We start from the raw sequence: 22,734 nt of genomic DNA on the forward strand, positions 1-22,734 counted from the left end.
GACCCGATAGTAACGGGCGTTCGCCAAGAATTAAAGCTGTGTTAATCAAGCCTGTGATTTTGGTAAAGATGCGCTTTTTCGATGCCACTCAATAGTTTACCGGCATGGTCAGGGCGCTCTGCCTCGTTTGTTAACGCAGAATGATGAAAAAAGTTTCGATTGAAATGTATCTCACTATGTCGGTGCGCAGCGTTTCATCGCCCAGCGGCGATACCGGTTACGCAAGTGCGCGGCAGGCTTGCACATGCAAAAGGCGCCTTTCGGCGCCTTTGGGAATATCGTTGCTGAGCCTGTTTACCGGGATCAGAGATCCTGTTCGTAACGCACATACGGCACGGTGCCGTCGTCGTTGCTTTCGTTGCGCGGGGAGAACGGATTCTTGCCGCGGCTGATCACATTCTCGGCGCCGACGGTGAGCTGGCCGGACCACGGGGTACGCCAGGTCAGGCCGATGCCCAGGCCTTCCCACTTGCCGGGCTTGCCCGGGACGTCGACCACGCGGCCGATGATGCTGCCGGTGAAGTTGCCGTAACCGGCGCCGATGCTCAGGCTCTTGCTGTCCCAGCGATCGACGATGGCCGGCGAGGCGTCGGCCAGCGGAACCAGGCGCGCCTTGGCGTAGGTACCGGCAATGGAGACGAAGCCTTCGCGACCGATGTTCTTCTGCGCGAACACGGTCAGATCGTTCTGCTCGGCACGCAGCGAGGGCGTCTTGTTCGGGCCCGACAACCAGGCGGGCAGGGTTTCACGGCCAGTGCCGGCGGTGATGCCCAGGCGGCTGTTGCCGCGGTTCAGCGCGGCGGTACCGCTGAAACGACGGCTGTTCAGATCATCCTCGTCGCCCAGGCTGGCCAGCATGCAATGGCTGGCCAGACCGCTGATGCTGGTGCCGCTGCTGCTGTTGCAGAGCAGGCCCAGCGAATCGCCGGAGGACAGGCCAAAGGCCGCGTCCAGCGAGTTGCGGCCGAAATGCCAGCGGGCGCCGGCCGCCTGTTCGCCGGTAGGCTCAAGGTACAGCAGCGCCTCGACCTTGCCGCTGCCCTTGTTCCAGACCGGCAGCACGGTGCGGGTGTCCTTGCTCTGCGCATGCACGCCCGTGATCGCGCCAAGGGCGATCAGCAGGGCCAGCGGTAGACGCAGGAAGGTACGCATCGGACCAGTTCAGACAGGGACAGACAACGGAAGTTCCCGTGGGGACGGGAACTCGATCCTAGGGTGTTTATGAATTCTTAACAAGCCTTGATCCTCCCCAGGTACAAGACTGCCGTTCACTGAAGTCGTTCAGGCGCCGGTACAGCCCCCTGGGCGCCGTGGAACAGTATGCCGAACTCCGTCAATGGAAAGTGATACTCGCGTCCGCAGAATTCGCAACGCACCTCGACGGCGCCAGTGTCCTCGGCGGCCGCACGGGCCTCCTCTTCCCCCAGCGACTGCAGCATGCCGGCCACCCGCTCGCGCGAGCAGGAGCAGGCGAAAGAGAGCGGCTTTTCACCCAGCAGCTCCGGCCGCTCCTCGTGGAACAGGCGGTGCAGCAGCTGCTCGGCCGGGGTCGCCAGCAGTTCGGCCTTGCCCAGGGTCTCGAACAGGGCGCTGGCGCGCGCCCAGCCATCTTCGTCGCCTTCGTCGCCCGGCAGTTTCTGCAGCAGCAGGCCGGCGGCACCGTTGCGGTCGGCCGCCAGCAGCAGGCGGGTGGGCAGCTGCTCCGACTGGCGGAAGTAGTCCTCGAAGGCCTCGTCCAGTTCCGGCGCGGTCAGCGCGACCAGGCTCTGGTAGCGCTGCGGCTCGCGCGGGTCCAGGCCGGGGTTCTCGATGGTGATGGCGAGGATGGCGTCATCGCCGAGGCTGGACAGGTCACGCGGCGCGTCGGCGCCTTCGCTGAGCTGGGCGATGCCACGCAGGGTGCCGCCCGCGGTGCATTCGGCGAACAGGGTGCGCAGGGCAGTGCTGCTGCGCAGCTGCACTGACAGGCGGCCGTCGATCTTGGTGTGGCCGGTGAACAGGGCCGAGGCGACACAGGCCTCGCCGAGCAGCTCGGCAGCGGCGTCCGGGTACACGGCGTGGGACAGGATTTCCTGCCAGGTGGCCTGCAGGTGCACATGCACGCCGCGGACGCCGGCGTCGGGGAGCAGGAAACGGATCAGGGAATCGGAGTTGGCGGTCATCGGCTCACATCGCGCGTAAACGGGGGCGGTTGCCGGATAATGCGCCGACAACCAGACAAAAGAAGGATGCACCAGTAATGGGGGCAGCGGGAGAGCAGCACAAGGTAGTGGCGGAGGTGGCCGCACCGCGCCGGCGACGCTGGCGCTGGAAGCGGCTGCTGTGGCTGCCGGTGCTGCTGGCCGCCTTCAGCTGCCTGCAGGTGCTGGTGCTGCGCTTCATCGACCCGCCGGTGTCCACGGTGATGCTGTGGCGCTACGGCGAGGCGCTGGGCGAGGCGGACTGGTCCTATCGGCTGCATTACCAGTGGCGCGACCTCGACCAGATGGCGCCGAGCCTGCCGATCTCGCTGGTGGCGGCCGAGGACCAGCGCTTCCCCGACCACAATGGCTTCGATCTGCAGGCCATCGAAAAGGCCCGCGACCATAACGCCAGGGGAGGGCGCCTGCGTGGCGCCAGCACGATCAGCCAGCAGGTGGCCAAGAACCTGTTCCTGTGGCAGGGCCGCAGCTGGATCCGCAAGGGCCTGGAAGTCTGGTACACGGTGCTGATCGAGGCGCTGTGGCCGAAGGAGCGCATCCTGGAGATGTACGCCAACATCGCCGAGTTCGGTGATGGTGTGTACGGTGCGCAGGCGGCAGCCCAGAAATACTGGGGCAAGGACGCGGCCCGGTTGAGCCCGGCCGAGAGTGCGCGACTGGCGGCGGTACTGCCGGCACCGCGACGCTACAACGCGGCCGCACCGGGGCCGTATGTGCAGCGGCGCGCCGCATGGATCCAGCGCCAGGCGCGCCAGCTGGGAGGCGCGTCATACTTGTCGGAGGACTGAGGCAGGCGTGGCGTGAGCGGCGGGCGACGGGTCGTGCGCCTGGCCGGCAATGTACAATCCGGGCATGACCCGCGAACGGCTCACTTTTGTCATCGCCGCCTACAACGAGGCCCTGGCATTACCGCTGCTGCATCCACGGCTGTGCGCGGTGCTGGACGGCATGCCCGACATCGACGGCCACATCCTCTATGTGGATGACGGCAGTCATGACCGCACATGGGAGGTGATCGCGGAGTTGGCCAAGGCTGATGCGCGCGTCTCGGCGCTGAAGCTGTCGCGCAACTTCGGCAAGGAGGCGGCGCTGACCGCGGGCCTGGATCTGGTGCACGAGGGGGCAGCGATGATCCTCGATGCCGACGGCCAGGACCCGCCGGAGCTGGTGCCGCAATTCGTCGCGCGCTGGCGCGAGGGCCATGACAACGTCTACGGCACGCGCATGGCCCGCGATGGCGAGTCCTGGATCAAGCGCGCCACGGCAGCGATGTTCTACCGGGTGATGGGTCGCCTGTCGCGTACGCCGATTCCGGCCGATACCGGAGATTTCCGCCTGCTGTCCCCGCGCGCGCTGAGCGCCCTGCGCGGGATGCGTGAGCGCCACCGTTTCATGAAGGGGCTTTTCAGCTGGGTAGGCTTCAAGCGGATTGCCGTGCCCTATCACCGCCACGCGCGCGTGGCCGGCACCAGCAAATTCAGCCTGTGGCGGCTGTGGAATTTCGCCCTCGAAGGCATCACCGGCTTCTCGACTGTGCCGCTGCGGGCTGCCACCTACCTGGGACTGGCAACCGCCGCAGTCGCGTTCGTGTTCGGCCTGTGGGTGATCGTGAAGGCGGCGCTGTATGGCGACCGGGTGGCGGGTTGGCCGACGATGATGGCGGTGATCCTGTTCCTGGGGGGAGTGCAGTTGATCGCGCTGGGGCTGGTGGGAGAGTACCTGGGGCGGCTGTACGAAGAGTCCAAGCAGCGGCCGTTGTACCTGGTTGACGCGTGGCTAGCATCCGCCGTGGCAGACTCGGCCCTGCAACCCACCCTCGGAGGGCAGGCAGATGACGACGGTACGGCAACTGTTGGATGGCAAGTCTCCTGAAGTACATGCGGTCGCGCCGGACGCGGCGGTGATCGATGCGATCCGGTTGATGGCGGAAAAGGGCATCGGTGCGGTACTGGTGATGGACGGGCCGCGGCTGGTCGGGATCCTGTCCGAGCGTGACTACGCGCGCAAGATCGTGCTGCGTGATCGTTCATCGCGCGATACCGCGGTGGCGGAGATCATGACGGCGCAGGTGGTGACGGTGTCGCCCGGTGAGCAGGTGGAGCATTGCCTGCAACTGGTGACCGACTACCGCATCCGCCATCTGCCGGTGGTGGAGGGCGCGCAGGTGCTGGGGGTGATCTCCATCGGTGACCTGGTGAAGTCGGTGATTGATGCGCAGCGGCGCGAGCTGGACCAGCTGCAGCAGTACATCGTGGCGGGGTGAGGTGTTCGCTGGCGGGCCTGCGGCCCGCCGGCCCGCCAACAGCAAGTGCAGAAGCAGAAGCGGCGCCTTCCTGATACGTCGGAGAGGCGGAGGGCATGGGCGTGCAGGACACGCCGCAAGTACGTCCCTGTAGGCTCGATGGCGCCATCCATGGCGCCAACGGTCCTGCACGCCCATGCCCTCCGCCTCTGGAAACATTTCCGCGAGCGCGGTGCGTACATGCGCGGTGCCTCGCCTTTGGTAGCCGCCAACCTTGGTTGGCAACAACTTTTGACTTTGCTTTTTTTTTTGACTTTGAATTTCCGCTCTCGTTCCGCGCGCGCAGGAAACTGTCAGGAGGGGGACGGGTGACGCAGGCAGGACCGTTGGCGCCATGGATGGCGCCATCGAGCCTACAGGGACCTACTTGCGGCGTGTCCTGCCTGCGTCACCCGTCCCCCTCAAGCCACCATCAATGCAGGCGCCGCGAACAACGCTGTAACCCTACTTCGCATACTGCCCACCGCAGTCGGCATCCTTGCCCGGCCCCAGTTCGATGGTTGCCAGCAATGCCGCCGGCGGGGCGATGCTGCCCAGTGCCAGGGCCACCGCGCCGCGGATGCCCAGGGCCTTGAAGTCCGGGCGGAACGACGGGTCCTTGAAAGTGCCGGCGATGTGCAGTGGCGAGCGCAGCACCAGGATGCTCTTGTCCTTCGGGCGTGGCTTCAACAGCAGGTCCAGGCTCTCGTCGCGCAGGCTGACCGTGCCTTCGCCGATGAGGATCGTGTCGGTGGTATCCACCGCCAACGCCTGGCTGGTCATCAGGCCGTCGCGCACGCCGAAGTCGGCGAAGGCGCAACGCAGGGGGATCTGCTTGTCGCCGGTCACCAGGAATTTCAGCGACTCGGTGATGTCCAGGCCGGCCAGTTCCATCACCAGGTTGCCGACATGGCCACGGCCCATCGCCAGGCCGACCTTGCCGCTGCTGCTGCCGAGCATCGCGGCGATCGAATTGCCGCGGCCACTCAGGTCCACCTCGCCGCCGATGCCGCCCTTGGCCTGTTCGGCCAGCTTGGCGTCGGGGAACAACTGGCCAAGCTGCACGCCGCGCACACTGGCCTTCAGCGCGGTACTGATCTGCGGCTGGCGCGCGTCCATGCGGATCGTGCTGCGGATGTCGCCGCCGGCGACGCCGAAGTTCAGTGGGTCCAGCCGCAGCACACCGTCATCCAGCAACAGGTGTGCATCCATGTCGTCCAATGGCAATGACGGCGCGTTGATGCGGTGGGCTTTCCAACGCACGTCGGCATCCATCGCACGCAGCTTGCCGAGATTGTAGGGCGTGTCCGGCAACACACGCGCACGCGCGGCGAGCCGTGCGGCCTCGGCCTTCTGCTCTGCATTGGCGGTTTCGCCGCCGCCGGTCTTCGGTGGCGCACCGACGAAGCCGGCCAGGTCATCGAAGTCCAGGCGTCTGGATTCCAGCGTGGCGGTCAGTCGCGGGCGCGCGCCTCCCACTTCGAACTGCAGGTTGCCACCGAGGTCGCTGTCGCCGACCTTGCCGGTGAACTGCTCGTAACGCCAGAGGTCGTGGTCACGCTTGAGCCGACCATTCAACGCGTAGGGCGGGGACGGCGGAATGGCGATGCCGAGCAAGGGGTAGAGGTCGGCCAGGTCCTGGCCGCTGAGCGCGAACTGCAGGTCGAACACGCGCAGCTGGAAGGGATTGGTCAATGTGCCGCTGGCGACGGCGTGGGTGGCGCCAGCGCGACCGTCGAGGTGGATGCGGAACGGGTGGCCGCTGTCGGTCAGCTCCAGCGGTGATTCAGTACCACCGCGCAGGGTGAACGGATTGCCCTGCCAGCGTCCCTTGCCCTGCACCAGCAGCGGTGGCGCCGCGTCGGCCTGTTTCGGCTGGCCGCTCCGCACGTCCACGCGGATATCGGTGCGGCCGAGCGCATCGAGGAACTGCAGGCGACCGTCATCGACGCGCAGCCGTTTGAGCTGGGGGCTGGTCCCGCCGGCGCTGTCACCGAGGAAATCCCAGTTGCCCGGTTCGCCTTTGCGCGGGGCGGTTTCCAGCAGCACGTCCGGCCGGGTCAGGCGCACTTCGGGCAGCTGCACGCTGCCGCGCAGCAGGGGCCAGACCCGCACGTCGATCTCGACGCGGTCGGCGCTGGCCATATCGGGTTGTTTCGCCCAGCTGGCATTGGCGAAGGTGACCGCATCGGCGCGGATCGTGCTGGTGCGGCCGAGGTCGACATCAAGGTTCCCGATGTGCAGCACGCGGCCGGTGCGTGCCTGCACCGCGCGCTCCACCGGCCCCTTGAACCAGTTCCAGTCCCACAACGCGATCAGTACCAGGATCGCCGCCAGCAGGAAGATCAGGATCGTGAGCCAGCGCCGGCCTCGTGGGCCGGGGCGGCGGAGGCGCCAGCGGGGCGTGCGCTTTGCGGCAGGGGAGGCGGCAGCATTCACGCTGCCATGGTTGCCCGCTCTTCGTGGACAGGGCGCGAAGCGACCATGTGCATGGTGTGCACGCGCTGCCGTCGAGCGGCCGTTACAGCACCTGCATGGTGACCGCGACGAAGTGGCAGACGCTGCCGCCGATCACGAACAGGTGCCAGATGGCATGCGAGTACGGGATCGATTCACGGTGGTAGAAATAGGTCCCCAGCGTGTACGACAGGCCGCCGGCGAACAGCCAGGTGAGGGTGCCGCCATCGATCGAGGCCCACATCGGCTTGATCGCCACGACCACCAGCCAGCCCATGGCGATGTAGATCACCGTTGAGAGCACCTTGAAGCGGCCGGTGTAGAACAGCTTGAACACCACGCCGCCCAGCGCCAGCGCCCAGATCGCGGTGAACAGGCCCCAGCCCCACGGACCGCGCAGGCCGATCAGGGTGAACGGGGTATAGGTGCCCGCGATCAGCACATAGATCGCGCAATGGTCGAACACCTTCAACCGGCCCTTGGCGACCGGATGCTGGATGGCGTGGTACAGCGTGGAGGCGGTGTACAGCAGCAACAGCGCGATACCGAATACGATCGCGCTGGCCAGCTGCCAGCCGTCGCCGTAGATCGCCGCCAGGGTGATCAACACCGCGCTGGCGGCCAGGGCGAATACCGCGCCCAGGCCATGGGTCAGGGCGCTGGCGATTTCTTCACGGATCGAAGCAATGGACGTCGTGGACATGGCGTAGGCATTGTTCGCGGGGAGGGGGACCCGCACCCCCCTATCATCGCCGCGATGGGCGATGCGTGCACGCCTGTCACCGTATGGTGGGTGAATGTCTGCCTTGCGTTGGCTGGGGTCAGAGCCCTTTCCTGCCGGAAAGGGATCCGACCCCGTGGCATCAGCCTGCCGAAACGGTATGCGCCGCTTCGCGGGTGGCAGAGAAGCGAACATCCGGCGAGCGTTCCTGGGCCAGCTGCAGGTTGACCCGGGTCGGCGCCAGGTAGACCAGGTGCCCGGCGGCATCCAGCGCCAGGTTCAGCGCGTTCTTCTCGCGGAACTCTTCCAGCTTCTTCTCGTTGCTGCAGTGGACCCAGCGCGCAGTGGTCACGCTCACCGGCTCGAAGGTGGCTTCCACGCCGTACTCGTCCTTCAGGCGGTAGGCGGCCACGTCGAACTGCAGCACGCCGACGGCACCCAGGATCAGGTCGTTGCTGGTGAGCGGGCGGAAGAACTGGGTCGCGCCTTCCTCGGACAGCTGGGCCAGGCCCTTCTGCAGCTGCTTCAGCTTGAGCGGATCGCGCAGGCGGGCGCGGCGGAACAGTTCCGGGGCGAAGTTGGGGATCCCGGTGAAGGTGACCGCTTCGCCTTCGGTGAAGGTATCGCCAATGGAGATGGTGCCGTGGTTGTGGATGCCGATCACATCGCCCGGCCACGCCTCGGCGGCGATCTCACGGTCGCTGGCCATGAAGGTCAGCGCGTTGGCCAGCTTCATTTCCTTGCCGGTACGCACGTGGAAGGTCTTCATGCCGGCGCTGAAGCGGCCCGAGCAGACCCGCATGAAGGCCACGCGGTCGCGGTGCTGCGGGTCCATGTTGGCCTGGATCTTGAACACGAAGCCGGTCAGCTTGTTTTCTTCCGGGGCGATCTCGCGGCCGGTGGTGGAGCGCGCCTGCGGTGCGGGTGCGTGTTCGACGAAGAAGTCCAGCAGCGGCTGCACGCCGAAGTTGTTGACGCCCGAGCCGAAGAACACCGGCGTCTGCTTGCCCTCGCGGTAGGCCTGCAGGTCGAACGGGTGGCTGGCGCCCTGCACCAGTTCCAGCTCGTCGCGCAGGTCGGCCAGCATCTGTGCACCGATCTTCTCGGCCAGGCCGGGAGCATCGATGGACGGGAAAATGGTCGAGTCCTGGCGGGTGAAGTTGCGGCCCGGTTCGTACAGGTGCACTTCGCCGGTCAGCAGGTGGACCACGCCCTTCAGGCGCTGGCCCATGCCGATCGGCCAGGTGACCGGCGCGCACTGGATGCCGAGCACGGTTTCCACTTCATCCAGCAGCTCGATCGGGTCCTTGCCCTCGCGGTCGAGCTTGTTGATGAAGGTCATGATTGGGGTGTCGCGCAGGCGGCACACTTCCATCAGCTTGATGGTGCGCTCTTCCACGCCCTTGGCCACGTCGATCACCATCAGCGCCGAGTCCACCGCGGTCAGCACGCGGTAGGTGTCTTCGCCGAAGTCGGCGTGGCCGGGGGTGTCGAGCAGGTTGACGATCTTGCCTTCATACGGGAACTGCATCACCGAGGAGGTGACGGAGATGCCGCGCTCCTTTTCCAGCGCCATCCAGTCGGAGGTGGCGTGGCGGGCAGCCTTGCGGCCCTTGACCGAACCGGCCATCTGGATCGCGCCCCCGAACAGCAGCAGCTTTTCGGTCAGCGTGGTCTTGCCGGCGTCAGGGTGGGAAATGATGGCGAAGGTGCGGCGACGCGACGCTTCGTTGGCGACTTCGGACATGGCAGTGGCGCCCGCCCGGGGCGCTTTTCAAAGAGATAAGCGCCCGATTATACCGGCCGGGGGCGGTCAGCGCCCGGTACCGCCTCCGGCCTCGCCCTGGCGGGCGAACTGCAGCTGGCCCTGCTCGGCGAAGATGCGCACCGGCACCGAGCGCAGGCCCATGCCGCGATTGACCTGCACCACGAAGTGCAGGTGCGGGGCACTGCTATAGCCGCTGTTGCCAGACAGGCCGATCGGCTGTCCGGCCCCTATCGCCTGGCCACGACGCACGCGCATGCCGCCGGCCTGCAGGTGGCCGTACAGCGCCATGCTGCCGTCGCTGTGCAGCACGCGGATGAAGTTGGCGCGGGCACCATCGCGTTCGCGGTCCTGGCCGTTGCCACGGAAGCCATCCTGGATCTGCATCACCGTACCCTCGCGCGCGGCCAGCACCAGGGTGCCCTCCGGCAGTGCGAAGTCGACCGCGTCGCGGTTCTCCTCGTCGTCATGGCTGAATCGTCCCTGCGGCGCCTGGTCCACGCGCAGGCGCGCCGCATCGAATGGCAGGCGGTAGGCGACATCTTCGGCCTGTGCGGCCGGGTTGCCCGGCACCGACTGCAGGCGCAGATCCAGCATGCGGCCATCGATCGGGGCGGGCAGGTGGCCGACTACCAGGCTGCTGTTGCCCTGGATCAGCGACTCGACCGGGAGGCCTTCGACCGGGTGCCCGGCGGCGGCGCGCAGCTGGATCTGCAGCGGCCCTGCCAGCCCGTTGTCGATCCGGGCCTGCCATTGCGTACCGACCGGCTGCAGGCGCAATTGGGCCATGGGGGCGGCGCCCTCGGCACTGCCTGCGCGGGTGGCAGGGGCGGAAGGGGGAGCCAGCCCCCAGCCCTGGCGCCAGTCGCCGGCGTGTGCGGTCGCGCTCGCCAGCAGAGGCAGCAGCAGGCAGGACAGGGGCAGGCGCGACATCGGCGTTTCCAGCGGAATGGACCGCCCGGACTGTACCCGATCCTGAACAGGGCGACCGGGACGGCCTTCGCATAGCTGCCCCAAGAATATTCATCGCTTTATCCGCATGAAGGGATTGACAGTGCCGGAAAGGGCTGGCATCGTGGCCCCACCATCGAGACCGGCAGAGGGACAGGCCCTTTGAAGCCGGGGCAGCCCGCAGGCGCGCAAGCGTCTGCGTAGGTGCCAAATCCTGCGGGGACCGTGGCGTCCACCGAAAGATGGTTCGAACCATGCACCACACGTGCATCTCGAACGCGGGCCCCGCGAAGGCTCGATGGCCGATTCCCCAACCGGATCCCGCCATGAGCTTCGCCGCCAGTACCGCCATTCGCCCCGAACCCTTTGTCCCCGTCAGCGTGCCGGTCGAAGACCGCGTGCATGCCGAGCGCGGTGAGTTCGCCGCGGTGCTGTCGATGCGCCACGCCGGCCCCAGCCCGGTGCGCCTGCGCTATGAGTGGGTCGGTCCGGCCAATGCACCGGTGGTGGTGCTGGCCGGCGGCATTTCCGCCCATCGCCACGTGGCGTCCAACACGCAGTTCAGCGAGAAGGGCTGGGCCGAAGACCTGGTGGGCAGCGGCCGCGCGCTGGATCCGCAGCAGCTGCGCGTGCTGGCCTTCGACTTCATCGGCGCCGACGGTGCACTGGATGTGCCGATCGATACCGCCGACCAGGCCGATGCCTTGGCGCTGCTGCTGGACCATCTCGGCATCCGCACGCTGAAGGCCTTCGTTGGCTATTCGTATGGTGCGCTGGTCGGCCAGCAGTTCGCGATCCGTCATCGTGCCCGCGTGCGCCAGCTGGTGCTGGCCAGCGGTGCGCACCGACCGCATCCGTATGCCGCCGCCTGGCGCGCATTGCAGCGCCGCGCGGTCGCGCTGGGCCAGCTGCAGTGCGGCGAAGACCACGGCCTGGCCCTGGCCCGGCAGTTCGCCATGCTCAGCTACCGCACCCCGGAAGAGTTCGGCGAGCGCTTTGATGCTGCGCCGGAGGTCATCAATGGCCGCGTGCGCGTGGCTGCCGAAGACTATCTCGATGCGGCCGGTGCGCAGTACGTCGCGCGCACGCCGGTGACCGCTTACCTGCGCCTGTCCGAATCAATCGACCTGCACCGCGTCGATCCCACCGCGATCCTGCCGCCGACCGTGGTGGTGGCCGTGGAGGGCGACCGCCTGGTGCCGCTGGCCGACCTGGTCGGCCTGGTCGAAGGGCTGGGCCCGCGCGGCAGCCTGCGCGTGCTGCGCTCGCCCTATGGCCACGATGCCTTCCTCAAAGAAACCGATCGCATCAATGCGATCCTCGCCACCGCCTTCCGCACTTCTGGAGAGTCCGCATGAGCCTGCACGCCAACGAGCCGTCCTGTAGTCGTACCACTGCCGCCGTCCGTGCCGGCATCGATCGGGACACCGCGCATGGCGCGGTCACGCCGCCGATCGTGCTGTCGTCGAACTTCAGTTTTGAAGGCTTCGGCAACAAGCGCCAGTACGATTACACGCGCAGTGGCAACCCGACCCGCGACCTGCTGGGTGAAGCGCTGGCCGAACTGGAAGGCGGCGCCGGCGGCGTCATCACCGCGACCGGCATGGGCGCGATCAACCTGGTGCTGAACGCGCTGCTGCAGCCGGGCGACACCCTGGTGGTGCCGCACGATGCCTACGGCGGCAGCTGGCGGCTGTTCAACGCGTTGGCAAAGAAGGGGCACTTCGAACTGGTCACCGCCGACCTGACCGATCCGCGAGCGCTGGCGCAGGCGCTAGCCACGCAGCCAAAGCTGGTGCTGGTGGAAACCCCGTCCAACCCGCTGCTGCGCATCACCGACCTGCGCTTCGTCATCGATGCCGCGCACAAGGCCGGTGCCCTCGTGGTGGTCGACAACACCTTCCTGTCACCGGCGCTGCAGCAGCCGCTGTCGTTTGGTGCGGACCTGGTGCTGCATTCCACCACCAAGTACATCAATGGCCACAGCGATGTGGTGGGTGGGGCGGTGGTCGCGCGCGATCCGGCGCTGCACGAGCAGCTGGTGTGGTGGGGCAACGCGCTGGGCCTGACCGGTTCGCCGTTCGATGCCTTCCTGACCCTGCGCGGCCTGCGCACGCTGGATGCGCGCCTGCGTGTGCACCAGGAAAACACGGCGTCGATCGTTGCCCTGCTGGACCAGCATCCGGCGGTCGGCGCGGTGTACTACCCGGGCCTGGCCGATCACCCGGGCCACGCCATCGCCGCGCGCCAGCAGAATGGCTTCGGCGCGATGCTGTCATTCGAACTGGCGCACTGCGCCGGTGATGATCCGCATGCGGCGGTGCGTGCATTTGTCGACGGGCTACGCTGTTTCACCCTGGCCGAATCGCTGGGCGGCGTCGAAAGCCTGATCGCGCACCCCGCCACCATGACCCATGCGGCGATGACCGCCGAAGCGCGTGCTGCGGCCGGCATCAGCGAAGGCCTGCTGCGCCTGTCGGTCGGCATCGAGGCCGAGCGTGACCTGCTGGCCGATCTCGGCGCCGCGCTGCAGCGCGCCGAAGCGGTGATTGATGCGGCTGCGCGCCGCAAACAGGTGGTGGATGCATGAGCGCGCTCGCCGCAGAAATTCCTGCTCTGGGCGTGGGACGCCTGGCGCTGCTGGGCACCGGCACGGTCGGCTCGGCCTTCGTACAGCGTTACCAGGCATTGCGGGCGCGTGGGCTGGAACTGCCCAGCGTGCAGTGGCTGGCCAATTCACGCACTGCGCTGGAGATCGATCGTGACCTGGCCTTGCCGCTGGAACTGGCACGGCGTGCACCGCGCGATGGCCAGAGTTCGCCACCGTGGGCGAGTGCGGAAGGACTGGAGCGTGGCGACGTGGTGGTCGACGCCACCGCCAGCGAAGACGTGGCCGCGCGCCACGTGCAGTGGCTGGCGCGGGGCGTGCATGTGGTGACCGCCAACAAGCTGGGCCGGGGCGCGCAGCTCGCCCGCGCGCAGGCCATTGCCGAAAGCTGTGCCGACAGTGGCGCGCGTTATGGCGACAGTGCCACCGTTGGTGCCGGGCTGCCGCTGTTGAGCAGCCTGCGCGCGCTGGTGGCCGGTGGCGATCACATCCATGCCATCGAGGGCGTGCTGTCCGGCTCGCTGGCGTGGCTGTTCCATCGCTATGACGGCCAGTCGCCGTTCTCGGCGGCGGTGCGCGAGGCGCTGGCGGCCGGTTATACCGAGCCAGACCCGCGTCTGGACCTGTCCGGCGAGGACGTGCGCCGCAAGCTGCTGATTCTGGCGCGCAGCAGCGGGCTGGCGCTGGATGCGTCGCAGGTACAGGTGGATTCACTGGTGCCTGAAGCGCTGGCAGCGTTGCCGCTGGAGGATGCCGTGGCTGCCTTGGAGCAGCTGGATGCGCCGCTGCAGGCGCGTTGGCAGCAGGCACGTGACAACGGCCGCGTGCTGCGTTTCGTTGGCCGTGTTGACAGCGAAGGTGCGCAGGTGGGCCTGCGCGAACTGCCGGCCGATCATCCGCTGGCGCAGGGTGCCGGCACCGACAACCGCGTGGCCATCCACAGCGATCGCTACCGCCACCAACCCTTGTTGATCCAGGGACCGGGTGCCGGCGCGGAAGTCACTGCGGCTGCGTTGCTGGATGACGTGCTGCGGATCGTGGGTTGATCGCATTGTTCCTGTAGCGCCGAGCCCATGCTCGGCTGCTCCTGACAGAACCCCGGTCCTGCCGCATGAGCCGAGCGTGGGCTCGGCTCTACAGAGGGCACGCCTGCCGGTCAGCGGGACTTCAGGGCCTTCAACAACGCGCTGTTGAACTGCTTGGGGTCCTGCACCTGCGGCGAATGGCCCAGTTCGGCGAACTCGACCAGCGTCGCGCCGGGAATCGCTGCGGCCGCTGCTTTGCCCAGCACCGGATAATTGCCCAGCGTCGCCTTCACCGCAGGCGGCGCCAGGTCGCGCCCGATCGCGGTGCGGTCCTTCTGGCCGATGAACAGCGTGGTCGGCACCTGCACGTGCTTCAGTTCGTAGACCACCGGCTGGTTGAACACCATGTCCGAGGCCAGCGCCTGGCTCCATGCAACGGCCTGCTTGCCCGGGCCTTCGTACATGCCCGACTGCATCCGCGCCCACGGTTCGTAGGCCGGTTTCCATTTGCCGTCGTAGTACACCTCCAGCTGGTAGCGGCGGATGCTGTCATAGCTGATGTTCATTTCGCCGGCGTACCACGCGTCGACGCTGCGCCAGGGGACGCCCAGCGCCTTCCAGTCCTCCAGCCCGATCGGATTGACCAGCGACAGGCTGCGCAGGTCCTGCGGGAACATCAGCGCGTAGCGCACCGCCAGCATGCCGCCCATCGAATGACCGACCAGGTGCACCGGGACGTCACCCAGTTGCAGCTGTTGCAGCAGGGCATGGGTGTTGGCGGCCAGCTGCGCGAACGAATACTGGTAACGCTCGGGCTTGCTGGATTTGCAGAAGCCCACCTGGTCCGGGGCGATCACCCGATAGCCGGCGGCGACCAGTGGCTTGATCGATTCCTTCCAGGTGGCGGCACAGAAGTTCTTGCCGTGCAGCAGCACCACCACGCCGATGGGTGCCTTCTTCGGCGCGATGTCCAGGTAGGCCATCTCCAGCGGCTGCCGCTGCGATTCCAGCGCGAAGGTCTTCACCGGATAGCCGTAGTCGAAACCCTCCAGCCGAGGCCCGTAGGTGGGGGCGGCCAGGGCGGCCAGCGGAAGGCAGGCAAGCAGGGCGGCAGCGATCACGCGCATGGGGCAATCCGGGGGGGGGGGAAGCCCCGAGCCTAACCGGAACGCGGTGACGGTGTCGCCCGTTCGGGCAAGGGTGACCGGGTAGAGTCGACTGTTGGTCGACTGCTCTTCCCTCAGGCCGCGGAAATCCCGCGCTGCTCGCGATGGTCGACTGACAGTCGACTCTACCTGTGGCCCGTCGCCATCGCGCCGGAGCCGGTCGCCCTCAGCACTCGATGACGTTCACCGCCAGGCCACCGCGGCTGGTTTCCTTGTACTTGTCCTGCATGTCGCGGCCGGTATCGCGCATGGTCTTGATGACCTTGTCCAGCGACACCTTGTGCTTGCCGTCGCCACGCATCGCCATGCGCGAGGCATTGATCGCCTTCACCGCGCCCATTGCATTGCGCTCGATGCAGGGAATCTGCACCAGGCCGCCGATCGGGTCGCAGGTCAGGCCCAGGTTGTGTTCCATGCCGATTTCCGCGGCGTTCTCGATCTGGCTCGGGTTGCCCCCCAGCGCCGCGACCAGGCCACCGGCCGCCATCGAGCAGGCCACGCCCACTTCGCCCTGGCAGCCCACTTCGGCACCGGAAATCGAAGCATTTTCCTTGTACAGGATGCCGATCGCCGCCGAGGTCAGCAGGAAATCGAACACGCGCTGTTCGTTGGCGCCGGGGCAGAAGCGGTCGAAGTAATGCAGCACCGCCGGCAGTACGCCGGCCGCACCGTTGGTCGGTGCGGTCACCACGCGGCCACCGGCAGCGTTCTCTTCGTTCACTGCCAGTGCGTACAGGTTGACCCAGTCCAGCGTCGTCAGCGGATCGCGCATCGCCGCTTCCGGCTTCGACGACAGCTCGCGGTACAGCGCCGGTGCACGACGGCCGACCTTCAGGCCACCCGGCAGCACGCCCTCCTCGCGGATGCCGCGGGTGACGCACGACTGCATCGCGCTCCAGATCTCGCGCAGCTGGGCGCGGATCTCGTCTTCGCTGCGCCAGCACTTTTCGTTCTCGAACATCAGCTGGGCGATGCTCAGGCCGCTGCGTGCGGTCTGTGCCAGCAGCTCGTCGCCGCTCTTGAACGGGTAGGGCAGCGGGGTTTCATCGGGCACGATGCGGTCATCGGCCGCGTCGTCCTGGTTGACCACGAAGCCACCACCGACCGAGTAGTAATCGCGGGTGGCGATCACTTCGTCGTCGGCGTTGTACGCGGTGAAGCGCATGCCGTTGGTGTGGTAGGGCAGCTTCTGGCGCTTGTTCATGCCGAGATCGCGCTTCTCGTCGAAGGCGATCTCGTGCTGGCCCATCAGCTGGATGCGCTTGCTGCTGCGGATGCGCTCCAGGGTGGCCGGAATGATGTCCGGGTCGATCAGGTTAGGCCGTTGGCCTTCCAGGCCCAGCAGGATCGCCTTGTCGGTGCCATGGCCGCGGCCGGTCAAGGCCAGCGAGCCATAGACATCGGCGCGGATGCGCGCGACCTCGTGCAGGCGGCCCGGGTCGAGCAGCCAGCGATGGATGAATCGCTCGGCGGCCTTCATCGGTCCGACGGTGTGCGAGGAGCTCGGGCCAATGCCGATCTTGAAAACGTCGAACGTGCTGACAGCCATGGATGCCAAACTGCGGGTACCGGACAAGCCGCTATTCTAGCGGCTTGCCGGGCCATCCGATGGCTGCGGCGCAGCATTTCCGCCACGGGAGCCTGACTGGTGCTGACCCTGATCCAGCGTGACGATTGCCACCTGTGCGACCTGGCCCTGGCCGAGCTGGCCAAGGCGCGGGCGCCGGAGTTCGAATCGGTGTTCCTGGATGACCAGCCGGCGCTGGAAGCGCGCTATGGCACGCGCGTGCCGGTGCTGCGCGACGAGCGCGGCGAGCGCGAGCTGGACTGGCCGTTCGATGCGGCCACGGTGCAGGCCTGGTTGGCCGTCGATCAGTAGTGCCGGCCGCTGGCCGGCAACCCCTCTGTTCCCGGTGATGCCGGCCAGCGGCCGGCACTACCGCATGCGTTGCGATGCCCGGTGATGCCGGCCGCGGGCACGGCATCACCGGATGCGTCTTATTTCGCGTCAAACTTCACGATCGTGCTGATCGCGGTGTCGTCCGGAATGGTCTTGGTATCGGCCCAGTCACCGCCGCCGACGCCGAAGTCCAGGCGCTTGACCGTGGCCTTGCCGGTCAGCACCGGCTGGGTGCCCGGCTTCCAGGTGAAGGTCAGGGTGACCGGCTTGCTGACGCCGCGCAGTTCCAGGGTGCCATCGGCGGCGAACTGGTCGTTGCCCACGGCGCGGAAGCCCTTGGCGGTGTAACGCGCGGTGGCGAACTTGCCGACATTGAAGAAGTCGGCGCCCTGCAGGGTCGAGTCACGGTCGCTGTTGCCGCTCCTGGCGCCTGCCAGCGGAATCACCACATCCAGCGAACCGGCGGCCGGGTTGGCCGGGTCGAAGCTGAGCTTGGTGGCGAAGCCCGGGAAGCTGCCGGTGAACACTTCGCCGTCGTACTTGCTGGCGAACACCAGGATCGAGCCGGCACCGGGGGCCTGCGCATACTCCGCAGCGAGCGCCGGGGCGGTGGCCAGCATGCCGGCCAGGGCGGCAGCCACGGCGGCCGGAGTGGTCAGTTTCAGGTTCATCGGTCAGTCCTTCTGAGGGGAGGCGAGCCAGCCGCGCGGCAACATGCGGGACAGCGTTGCATCGCGCTGGAACAGGTGGTGGTAGAAGGCAGCGCCGGCATGGGCCAGCACTACCGCGATCAACAGCCAGAAGCCGTATTCGTGGAGGGCATGGGACACCGCGACGACCTGCGGGTCGGGGCCGCTCAGCTTGGGCACGTCGACCAGGCCGAACCAACGGAACGGGCGCAGGCCACTGGCCGAATCGTACAGCCAGCCCGACAGCGGAATGGCAAACATCAGCACGTACAGCAGCACGTGGGTGGCACTGGCGATGCGTTCCTGCCAGCTGGGCACGCCCGGCACCTGCTTCGGCGCACCGGCATACAGGCGCCAGCCGAGACGGAACAGCACCAGCGCCAGCACGGTGATGCCGATCGACTTGTGCGCGGTGTAGACCCAGAAGTACTTGGGCGTCTTGGGCAGTTCGCCCATGGTCAGGCCGACCACGCCCAGGGCGAGGATCAGCAGTGCGATCAACCAGTGCAGGAGCTGGCTGACACTTCCCCACGCGGCGGGGGTGTTCTTGGCGGTCATGAAGGGTCCTTGGGGGCCGTCGTGTGGTCGGAGTGTGGAACGGGAGCGGGAGTTCCCGGGGCGTCGCTGCGGTCGAGGGTGGCTTCGGCCTCGATCCGCACCTGTACCGCATCACCGATGACCCCCGGCCAGGCGGTGATGCCGAACGCGCGCCGGCTCAGCGTCGTGCTGGCGGAAAACCCGGCGGTGCGTCGGAATGGAGGGAGCGGGTAGCGCTTGAGCGCGTTGAGGGTCACGTCCAGGGTGACTTCCTGGCTGACCCCGCGCAGGGTCAGCGTGCCGATCACATGCGCACGCTTGGCGTCGATCGGTTCGACCCGGCTGGAGACGAAGCGTGCGCTGGGGAATCGCTCGCCATCGAGCAGGCTGCGGGCCAGCGTGGCCTGGTTCCACTTGGCGTCGCCAAGGTCCAGACGCGACACCGGAATGTCCACTTCCAGGGTGGCGTCGCGCCAGTTGTCGGGATCGAACAGCACGCGGCCCTCGCTGCCGGACACGGTGCCCATGGCCTGCGAGTAGCCCGCGTGATCGATGGAGAACAGCACCCGCGTGTGCACCGGATCGAGGCGATAGGTGTCGGCGGCCGCCCAGGCAGGGGCGGTGGCGAGCAGCATCGGCAGCAGGGCCAGGCAGGGACGCATCGATGGCGGGCTCCGGAAGGTGACGCTGTGATCATACGCACAGCCCCCTGCCAACGTTGCGTGCATGGCTGCAACAGTTCGTGGTGGTGCCGCCGCTGGAAACAGCCTGTTGCAGCCATGAACCCGGCCCTGTGTGACAATCGGCCCAGGACAGGGGGTTCAGGATGACGAGCGGCTGGCGCCGGTGGTGCCGTGGCATCGCAGGTATGGGACTGCTGCTGATGGCGATGGCCACGGCGGCTGCGACCCTGGACATGGCAGAAACACCGCGCCTGCGCCGCTTCGGTGCCGCCGAAGGCTTGCCGTCACGCATGGTGGTGGCGCTGGCCGAGGATCGCCAGGGCCACATCTGGGCCGCCACCGATGGTGGACTCGCCCGTTATGACGGCAACAGCCTGCGGGTCTGGGAGCACGATCCGGAACAGCCGGGCTCGCTGCCCGGCAACGAGATCGAGACCCTGCTGATCGATCCGCTGGACCGGGTCTGGGTGGGCATCAACGGCAAGGGCGTGGCCCGCCTGGATGCCGACCGCGAGCGCTTCCGGACCTTCGACACGGTCAATTCCACCTGCCAGGGGCAGTTCTGGGCGCTGGCCTATGTCGACGACGCCTTGTGGATCGGGACCAACAACCATGGCGTCTGCCGGCTTGGCGAGGACGGCAGCGTGCGCCTCTACACCCATGACCCGGCGCAGCCGGGGGGCCTGCCCAGCAACAGCATCTTCACCAGCCTGGTCGATGCGCAGGGCCGCCTGTGGCTGGGCACCGAAGCGGGCGTGGCGCGTTGGAACGGCAGCGGATTCGAGCCGGTGGCCGCGCGGGAACTGGGCACGCTGAGCGTGCTCCGGTTGAGCCGGGATGCGGAGGGTTCGATCTGGGTCGGCAGCCAGAACGATGGCCTGTACCGCATCGATGGGCAGGACCGGGTCAGTCGTCCGCGATGGGCCGACAGCGCCCAGCTGCGCTCGGCCCTGGTCCTGGCCGATCGCCAGGGGGGCTTCTGGGCTGGCACCTCCGATGGCCTGTTGCGGGGGGATGCGGCGGCGCTGCGCCGGCTGGAGGGCGACCGCGGCAGCGGCTTCCTGACCGCGCACAGCGGTGTGCTCGATCTGCTGCAGGACCACGAGGGCGGATTGTGGGTGGCGCTGCTGACCCAGGGCCTGGCCTATCTGCCACCGGACTGGCGGCGCTTCTCGATCTGGAACCAGCTCGACGGCAAGCCGCTGGACAGCCAGTACCTGTTGAGCGCGGCCAGCGATGGGAAGAACTACTACGTCGGCTCGGCGCGAGGGGTGTACCAGCTCGATGCGCAGGGCACCCTGCGCCTGCTGGCCAGCGACCGGCAGCTCGGCAGCGGCGTGGTGTGGTCGGTGCTGCCGCGCCCGGATGGGCGCCTGTGGCTGGGACGCGGCGGCCGCATCACCGTCTACGATCCGGCTACCGGCGCGCTGCGCGATCTGCGGATCGATGGCAGTGCCGACCTGCGCCAGCGCATCGACCTGATGCGGCAGGCGCCTGATGGCACGGTGTGGGTGTCGGTGATGGGCCTGGACCTGCAGCAGCGCGATGCAGAGGGCCGGCTGCTGCACCGCTATCCGCTGGAGCATTTCCGCGGGACCGCCGATGCGCCGATCGAGCAGATCCGCTTCGACGCCCATGGCCGGCCCTGGGTGATGGGTGACATGGGCATCTGGCGCGAGCAGGCTGGACGCTTCGAGGCAGTACCGGGCGTTTCGCGCGGGCCCATCTACGACCTGGTGTGGATCGATCCGCAACAGTTGTGGCTGGCGCGCCAAGGCGCGTTCGAGCGCTACCAGTGGGATGGCCTGAGCCTGCGCCTGATCCAGCGCATCGACGGCAGTGCAGGCGTGCCGCCGGTCACCATGGGCGGGCTGGCGCTGGCCGGCAACGGCCAGCTGTGGGCGACGACGCCGCGCGGCCTGCTGCGTTGGGACCCGAAAACGCGGCGCCTGCAGCAGTTCAACGAGCGCGATGGACTGTCCGATGCGGAGTTCACCGGCCGGCCACCGGCAGTGAATGCAGATGGTCGCGTGCTGGCCGTCACCCAGACCGGGTTGGTTGCCTTCGATGTGAATGCCGACGACACGGTGCTGCCTTCTTCATCGCTGGTGATCGCCGAAGTGCGCGTACGCCGCGACGACGCGCGCGGCTGGCAACCGTTGCCGCTCACCGGCACCCTGTTGCTGGGACCGGATGACCGCGATCTGCAGATCGATGCGCGGCTGCTGTCCTATGCCAGCCCGCAGGGCAACCGTTACCGCTTCCGCGTGCAGGGCTATGACCAGGACTGGGTGGAGCAGGGGGGCGATGGCCAGCGCACCCTGTCGCGGCTGCCGACCGGCAGCTACGTCATCGAGGTGCAGGCAGCGACCGCCCGGGGCGCGTGGACACCTTCGCAGCAGTTGCAGGTGAAGGTGCTGCCGCCGTGGTGGCGCAGCGGCATGGCGATCTTCGGCTACATCCTGCTGGGGTCGCTGCTGCTGGTGGTCCTGGTCTGGTCGGTCCGCGCGCGGCTGCGCCGTCGCCAGCAATGGCAGCTGACGGTGCACAAGCAGCAGCTGGCCGAGCAGGCCTCGCAGGCCAAGAGCCGTTTCCTGGCCACGCTGGGCCACGAAGTACGCACGCCGATGACCGGCGTGCTGGGCATGAGCGAACTGCTGCTGGCGACTCCGCTGGATCCGGTGCAGCGTGGCTACGCGGGGTCGATCCAGCAGGCCGGCAGCCATCTGCTGCGGCTGGTCAACGATGCGCTGGACCTGGCCCGCATCGAAGCCGGGCGGCTTGAGCTGGATCTGCGTCCGTTCGACCTGGAGGAACTGCTTGACCAGGTGCAGGGCCTGATGCAGCCGATGGCGCAGCAGCGCCAGCTGGAATTCCGGCGCGGTGAAAACCCGGCAGGGCCGGTCAGTGTCAGCGGCGACGAGATGCGCGTGCGCCAGATCCTGCTGAACCTGCTCGGCAACGCCATCAAGTTCACCGAGCGCGGCCACGTCGGCCTGGCCGTACGCCTGGAAGAGAAGGGCGGCCTGTGTTTCGAAGTGCATGACAGTGGCCCGGGCATCAATGCCGAGCAGCAGCAGCGCCTGTTCCATCGTTTTGAACAGGCCGACGGTCCGCGCACCGCGTCGCGCTACGGCGGCAGTGGCCTGGGACTGGCGATCTGCCAGGAACTGGCGGTGGCGATGGGGGGGCGTATCGAAGTGGACAGCCAGCCTGGCAAGGGTGCGCGGTTCCGCGTGCGCCTGCCCCTGCCCTGGACGCGCCAGGCCGCCGGCACCGCGGGCGAGGTGGCGGCCCTGCCGGAACTGCCGCCGCTGCGCATCCTGCTGGTCGAGGACGACGCCACGGTGGCCGAGGTCATCGCCGGCCTGCTGCGGGGGCGCGGGCATGAGGTGGTCCACGTGCTGCATGGCCTGGGTGCGCTGTCGGAGATCGCCACCGATGGTTTCGACGTCGGCCTGCTCGATCTCGATCTGCCCGCGCTGGACGGTACGGCCATCGCCCGCCAGCTGCGCACCATGGGCTATGAACTGCCGCTGGTGGCAGTGACCGCCCGTTCCGATGCCTACGCCGAAACCCAGGTGCTGGCCGCCGGCTTCGATGGCTTCCTGCGCAAGCCGGTGACCGGCGACCTGCTGGTGGCGGCCATCGCCCAGGCGCGTGCGAAACGGCAGGCAACTGCGTGACCGTGCCGGCGCCGGGCGTGAACGGCGCGACTTTCGGTTTACCATGCCGACGCCCGCAGCGCGG

19 protein-coding genes and 1 riboswitch are annotated in these 22,734 nt (G+C 67.6%); of the genes, 8 read left to right on the forward strand and 11 right to left on the reverse strand.

Annotated elements, in window-relative coordinates; all coding sequences use genetic code 11:
- Positions 1-303: 303 nt before the first annotated feature.
- Both AC5P5W_RS05010 and hslO read right to left on the reverse strand, forming a co-directional pair.
- The gene (locus AC5P5W_RS05010; RefSeq protein WP_014648071.1) at positions 304-1,152 is read right to left on the reverse strand and encodes an XOO1806 family protein; all 849 of its coding nucleotides are present in this window, start codon (positions 1,150-1,152) and stop codon (positions 304-306) included.
- Between the two features lie 116 nt (positions 1,153-1,268).
- The gene (hslO, locus tag AC5P5W_RS05015; protein ID WP_014648070.1) at positions 1,269-2,162 is read right to left on the reverse strand and encodes an Hsp33 family molecular chaperone HslO; all 894 of its coding nucleotides are present in this window, start codon (positions 2,160-2,162) and stop codon (positions 1,269-1,271) included.
- A 77-nt stretch (positions 2,163-2,239) separates the two neighbouring features.
- On the opposite strand from hslO, the gene mtgA reads away from it, so the two are divergent.
- The 3 genes from mtgA (at position 2,240) to AC5P5W_RS05030 (ending at position 4,464) form a co-directional block, all read left to right on the forward strand.
- The gene (mtgA, locus tag AC5P5W_RS05020; protein ID WP_032957384.1) at positions 2,240-2,989 is read left to right on the forward strand and encodes a monofunctional biosynthetic peptidoglycan transglycosylase; all 750 of its coding nucleotides are present in this window, start codon (positions 2,240-2,242) and stop codon (positions 2,987-2,989) included.
- 64 nt (positions 2,990-3,053) lie between these two features.
- Positions 3,054-4,073 carry a glycosyltransferase family 2 protein gene (locus AC5P5W_RS05025; protein WP_197574651.1) on the forward strand — a complete coding sequence of 340 codons (1,020 nt, stop codon included), beginning with the start codon at positions 3,054-3,056 and terminating at the stop codon, positions 4,071-4,073.
- Positions 4,033-4,464 carry a CBS domain-containing protein gene (locus AC5P5W_RS05030; protein WP_012511858.1) on the forward strand — a complete coding sequence of 144 codons (432 nt, stop codon included), beginning with the start codon at positions 4,033-4,035 and terminating at the stop codon, positions 4,462-4,464. The genes AC5P5W_RS05025 and AC5P5W_RS05030 overlap by 41 nt, the downstream gene beginning before the upstream one ends.
- A gap of 483 nt (positions 4,465-4,947) precedes the next feature.
- Here the strand turns inward: AC5P5W_RS05030 and AC5P5W_RS05035 are convergent, their stop codons facing one another.
- From AC5P5W_RS05035 to AC5P5W_RS05050, 4 genes are all read right to left on the reverse strand, one after another.
- On the reverse strand, positions 4,948-6,921 hold the full coding sequence (locus AC5P5W_RS05035) for an AsmA family protein (protein WP_032955910.1): 1,974 nt from the start codon (positions 6,919-6,921) through the stop codon (positions 4,948-4,950).
- A gap of 82 nt (positions 6,922-7,003) precedes the next feature.
- Entirely contained in the window at positions 7,004-7,642 is a 639-nt protein-coding gene (gene trhA, locus AC5P5W_RS05040; protein WP_005410682.1) for a PAQR family membrane homeostasis protein TrhA, read from the reverse strand.
- Between the two features lie 160 nt (positions 7,643-7,802).
- A complete protein-coding gene (locus AC5P5W_RS05045) occupies positions 7,803-9,407 on the reverse strand; it encodes a peptide chain release factor 3 (protein ID WP_014648065.1) in 1,605 nt (534 codons plus the stop codon).
- 66 nt (positions 9,408-9,473) lie between these two features.
- Positions 9,474-10,358, reverse strand: coding sequence for a M23 family metallopeptidase (locus AC5P5W_RS05050; RefSeq protein WP_197574652.1), 885 nt, complete (start codon positions 10,356-10,358; stop codon positions 9,474-9,476).
- 148 nt (positions 10,359-10,506) lie between these two features.
- A riboswitch (SAM riboswitch) is annotated at positions 10,507-10,625 on the forward strand.
- A 77-nt stretch (positions 10,626-10,702) separates the two neighbouring features.
- On the opposite strand from AC5P5W_RS05050, the gene metX reads away from it, so the two are divergent.
- Genes metX through AC5P5W_RS05065 form a run of 3 tightly spaced genes read left to right on the forward strand, consistent with a single transcriptional unit; the run spans position 10,703 to position 14,030 of the window.
- Complete coding sequence (metX, locus tag AC5P5W_RS05055; protein WP_197574653.1) at positions 10,703-11,734, forward strand: homoserine O-succinyltransferase MetX; 1,032 nt, start codon at positions 10,703-10,705, stop codon at positions 11,732-11,734.
- Entirely contained in the window at positions 11,731-12,966 is a 1,236-nt protein-coding gene (locus AC5P5W_RS05060; RefSeq protein ID WP_046432019.1) for an O-succinylhomoserine (thiol)-lyase, read from the forward strand. The genes metX and AC5P5W_RS05060 overlap by 4 nt, the downstream gene beginning before the upstream one ends.
- Positions 12,963-14,030: a homoserine dehydrogenase family protein gene (locus tag AC5P5W_RS05065; protein WP_197574654.1), complete on the forward strand. Its 1,068-nt coding sequence runs from the start codon at positions 12,963-12,965 to the stop codon at positions 14,028-14,030. The genes AC5P5W_RS05060 and AC5P5W_RS05065 overlap by 4 nt, the downstream gene beginning before the upstream one ends.
- 110 nt (positions 14,031-14,140) lie before the next feature.
- Here the strand turns inward: AC5P5W_RS05065 and AC5P5W_RS05070 are convergent, their stop codons facing one another.
- Positions 14,141-15,136, reverse strand: a complete 996-nt coding sequence (locus AC5P5W_RS05070; protein WP_014648060.1) for an alpha/beta fold hydrolase — start codon at positions 15,134-15,136, stop codon at positions 14,141-14,143.
- Positions 15,137-15,341: 205 nt separating this feature from the next.
- Positions 15,342-16,724 (reverse strand): L-serine ammonia-lyase, encoded by a 1,383-nt coding sequence (locus tag AC5P5W_RS05075; protein WP_006464040.1) that lies wholly within the window; start codon positions 16,722-16,724, stop codon positions 15,342-15,344.
- 99 nt (positions 16,725-16,823) lie between these two features.
- On the opposite strand from AC5P5W_RS05075, the gene AC5P5W_RS05080 reads away from it, so the two are divergent.
- Complete coding sequence (locus AC5P5W_RS05080) at positions 16,824-17,054, forward strand: glutaredoxin family protein (protein ID WP_014648059.1); 231 nt, start codon at positions 16,824-16,826, stop codon at positions 17,052-17,054.
- Between the two features lie 119 nt (positions 17,055-17,173).
- On the opposite strand, the gene AC5P5W_RS05085 is transcribed toward AC5P5W_RS05080, so the two are convergent.
- Genes AC5P5W_RS05085 through AC5P5W_RS05095 form a run of 3 tightly spaced genes read right to left on the reverse strand, consistent with a single transcriptional unit; the run spans position 17,174 to position 18,963 of the window.
- Positions 17,174-17,746, reverse strand: a complete 573-nt coding sequence (locus AC5P5W_RS05085) for a YceI family protein (protein WP_014648058.1) — start codon at positions 17,744-17,746, stop codon at positions 17,174-17,176.
- Positions 17,747-17,749: 3 nt separating this feature from the next.
- Positions 17,750-18,322 carry a cytochrome b/b6 domain-containing protein gene (locus AC5P5W_RS05090; RefSeq protein ID WP_049441295.1) on the reverse strand — a complete coding sequence of 191 codons (573 nt, stop codon included), beginning with the start codon at positions 18,320-18,322 and terminating at the stop codon, positions 17,750-17,752.
- A complete protein-coding gene (locus AC5P5W_RS05095; RefSeq protein WP_014648056.1) occupies positions 18,319-18,963 on the reverse strand; it encodes a YceI family protein in 645 nt (214 codons plus the stop codon). Before AC5P5W_RS05095 ends, AC5P5W_RS05090 begins: the two co-directional genes overlap by 4 nt.
- Positions 18,964-19,127: 164 nt before the next feature.
- On the opposite strand from AC5P5W_RS05095, the gene AC5P5W_RS05100 reads away from it, so the two are divergent.
- Entirely contained in the window at positions 19,128-22,670 is a 3,543-nt protein-coding gene (locus AC5P5W_RS05100; RefSeq protein ID WP_197575465.1) for a sensor histidine kinase, read from the forward strand.
- Positions 22,671-22,734 lie beyond the last annotated feature (64 nt).

This window comes from Stenotrophomonas sp. YJH_SMC_123 (assembly GCF_059368215.1).

Coding starts and splice junctions, on each gene's coding strand:
- AC5P5W_RS05010 (WP_014648071.1), bottom strand. CDS start 1,152: ATGCGTACCTTCCTGCGTCTACCGCTGGCCCTGCTGATCGCCCTTGGC.
- hslO (WP_014648070.1), bottom strand. CDS start 2,162: ATGACCGCCAACTCCGATTCCCTGATCCGTTTCCTGCTCCCCGACGCC.
- mtgA (WP_032957384.1), top strand. CDS start 2,240: ATGGGGGCAGCGGGAGAGCAGCACAAGGTAGTGGCGGAGGTGGCCGCA.
- AC5P5W_RS05025 (WP_197574651.1), top strand. CDS start 3,054: ATGACCCGCGAACGGCTCACTTTTGTCATCGCCGCCTACAACGAGGCC.
- AC5P5W_RS05030 (WP_012511858.1), top strand. CDS start 4,033: ATGACGACGGTACGGCAACTGTTGGATGGCAAGTCTCCTGAAGTACAT.
- trhA (WP_005410682.1), bottom strand. CDS start 7,642: ATGTCCACGACGTCCATTGCTTCGATCCGTGAAGAAATCGCCAGCGCC.
- AC5P5W_RS05045 (WP_014648065.1), bottom strand. CDS start 9,407: ATGTCCGAAGTCGCCAACGAAGCGTCGCGTCGCCGCACCTTCGCCATC.
- AC5P5W_RS05050 (WP_197574652.1), bottom strand. CDS start 10,358: ATGTCGCGCCTGCCCCTGTCCTGCCTGCTGCTGCCTCTGCTGGCGAGC.
- metX (WP_197574653.1), top strand. CDS start 10,703: ATGAGCTTCGCCGCCAGTACCGCCATTCGCCCCGAACCCTTTGTCCCC.
- AC5P5W_RS05060 (WP_046432019.1), top strand. CDS start 11,731: ATGAGCCTGCACGCCAACGAGCCGTCCTGTAGTCGTACCACTGCCGCC.
- AC5P5W_RS05065 (WP_197574654.1), top strand. CDS start 12,963: ATGAGCGCGCTCGCCGCAGAAATTCCTGCTCTGGGCGTGGGACGCCTG.
- AC5P5W_RS05070 (WP_014648060.1), bottom strand. CDS start 15,136: ATGCGCGTGATCGCTGCCGCCCTGCTTGCCTGCCTTCCGCTGGCCGCC.
- AC5P5W_RS05075 (WP_006464040.1), bottom strand. CDS start 16,724: ATGGCTGTCAGCACGTTCGACGTTTTCAAGATCGGCATTGGCCCGAGC.
- AC5P5W_RS05085 (WP_014648058.1), bottom strand. CDS start 17,746: ATGAACCTGAAACTGACCACTCCGGCCGCCGTGGCTGCCGCCCTGGCC.
- AC5P5W_RS05090 (WP_049441295.1), bottom strand. CDS start 18,322: ATGACCGCCAAGAACACCCCCGCCGCGTGGGGAAGTGTCAGCCAGCTC.
- AC5P5W_RS05095 (WP_014648056.1), bottom strand. CDS start 18,963: ATGCGTCCCTGCCTGGCCCTGCTGCCGATGCTGCTCGCCACCGCCCCT.
- AC5P5W_RS05100 (WP_197575465.1), top strand. CDS start 19,128: ATGACGAGCGGCTGGCGCCGGTGGTGCCGTGGCATCGCAGGTATGGGA.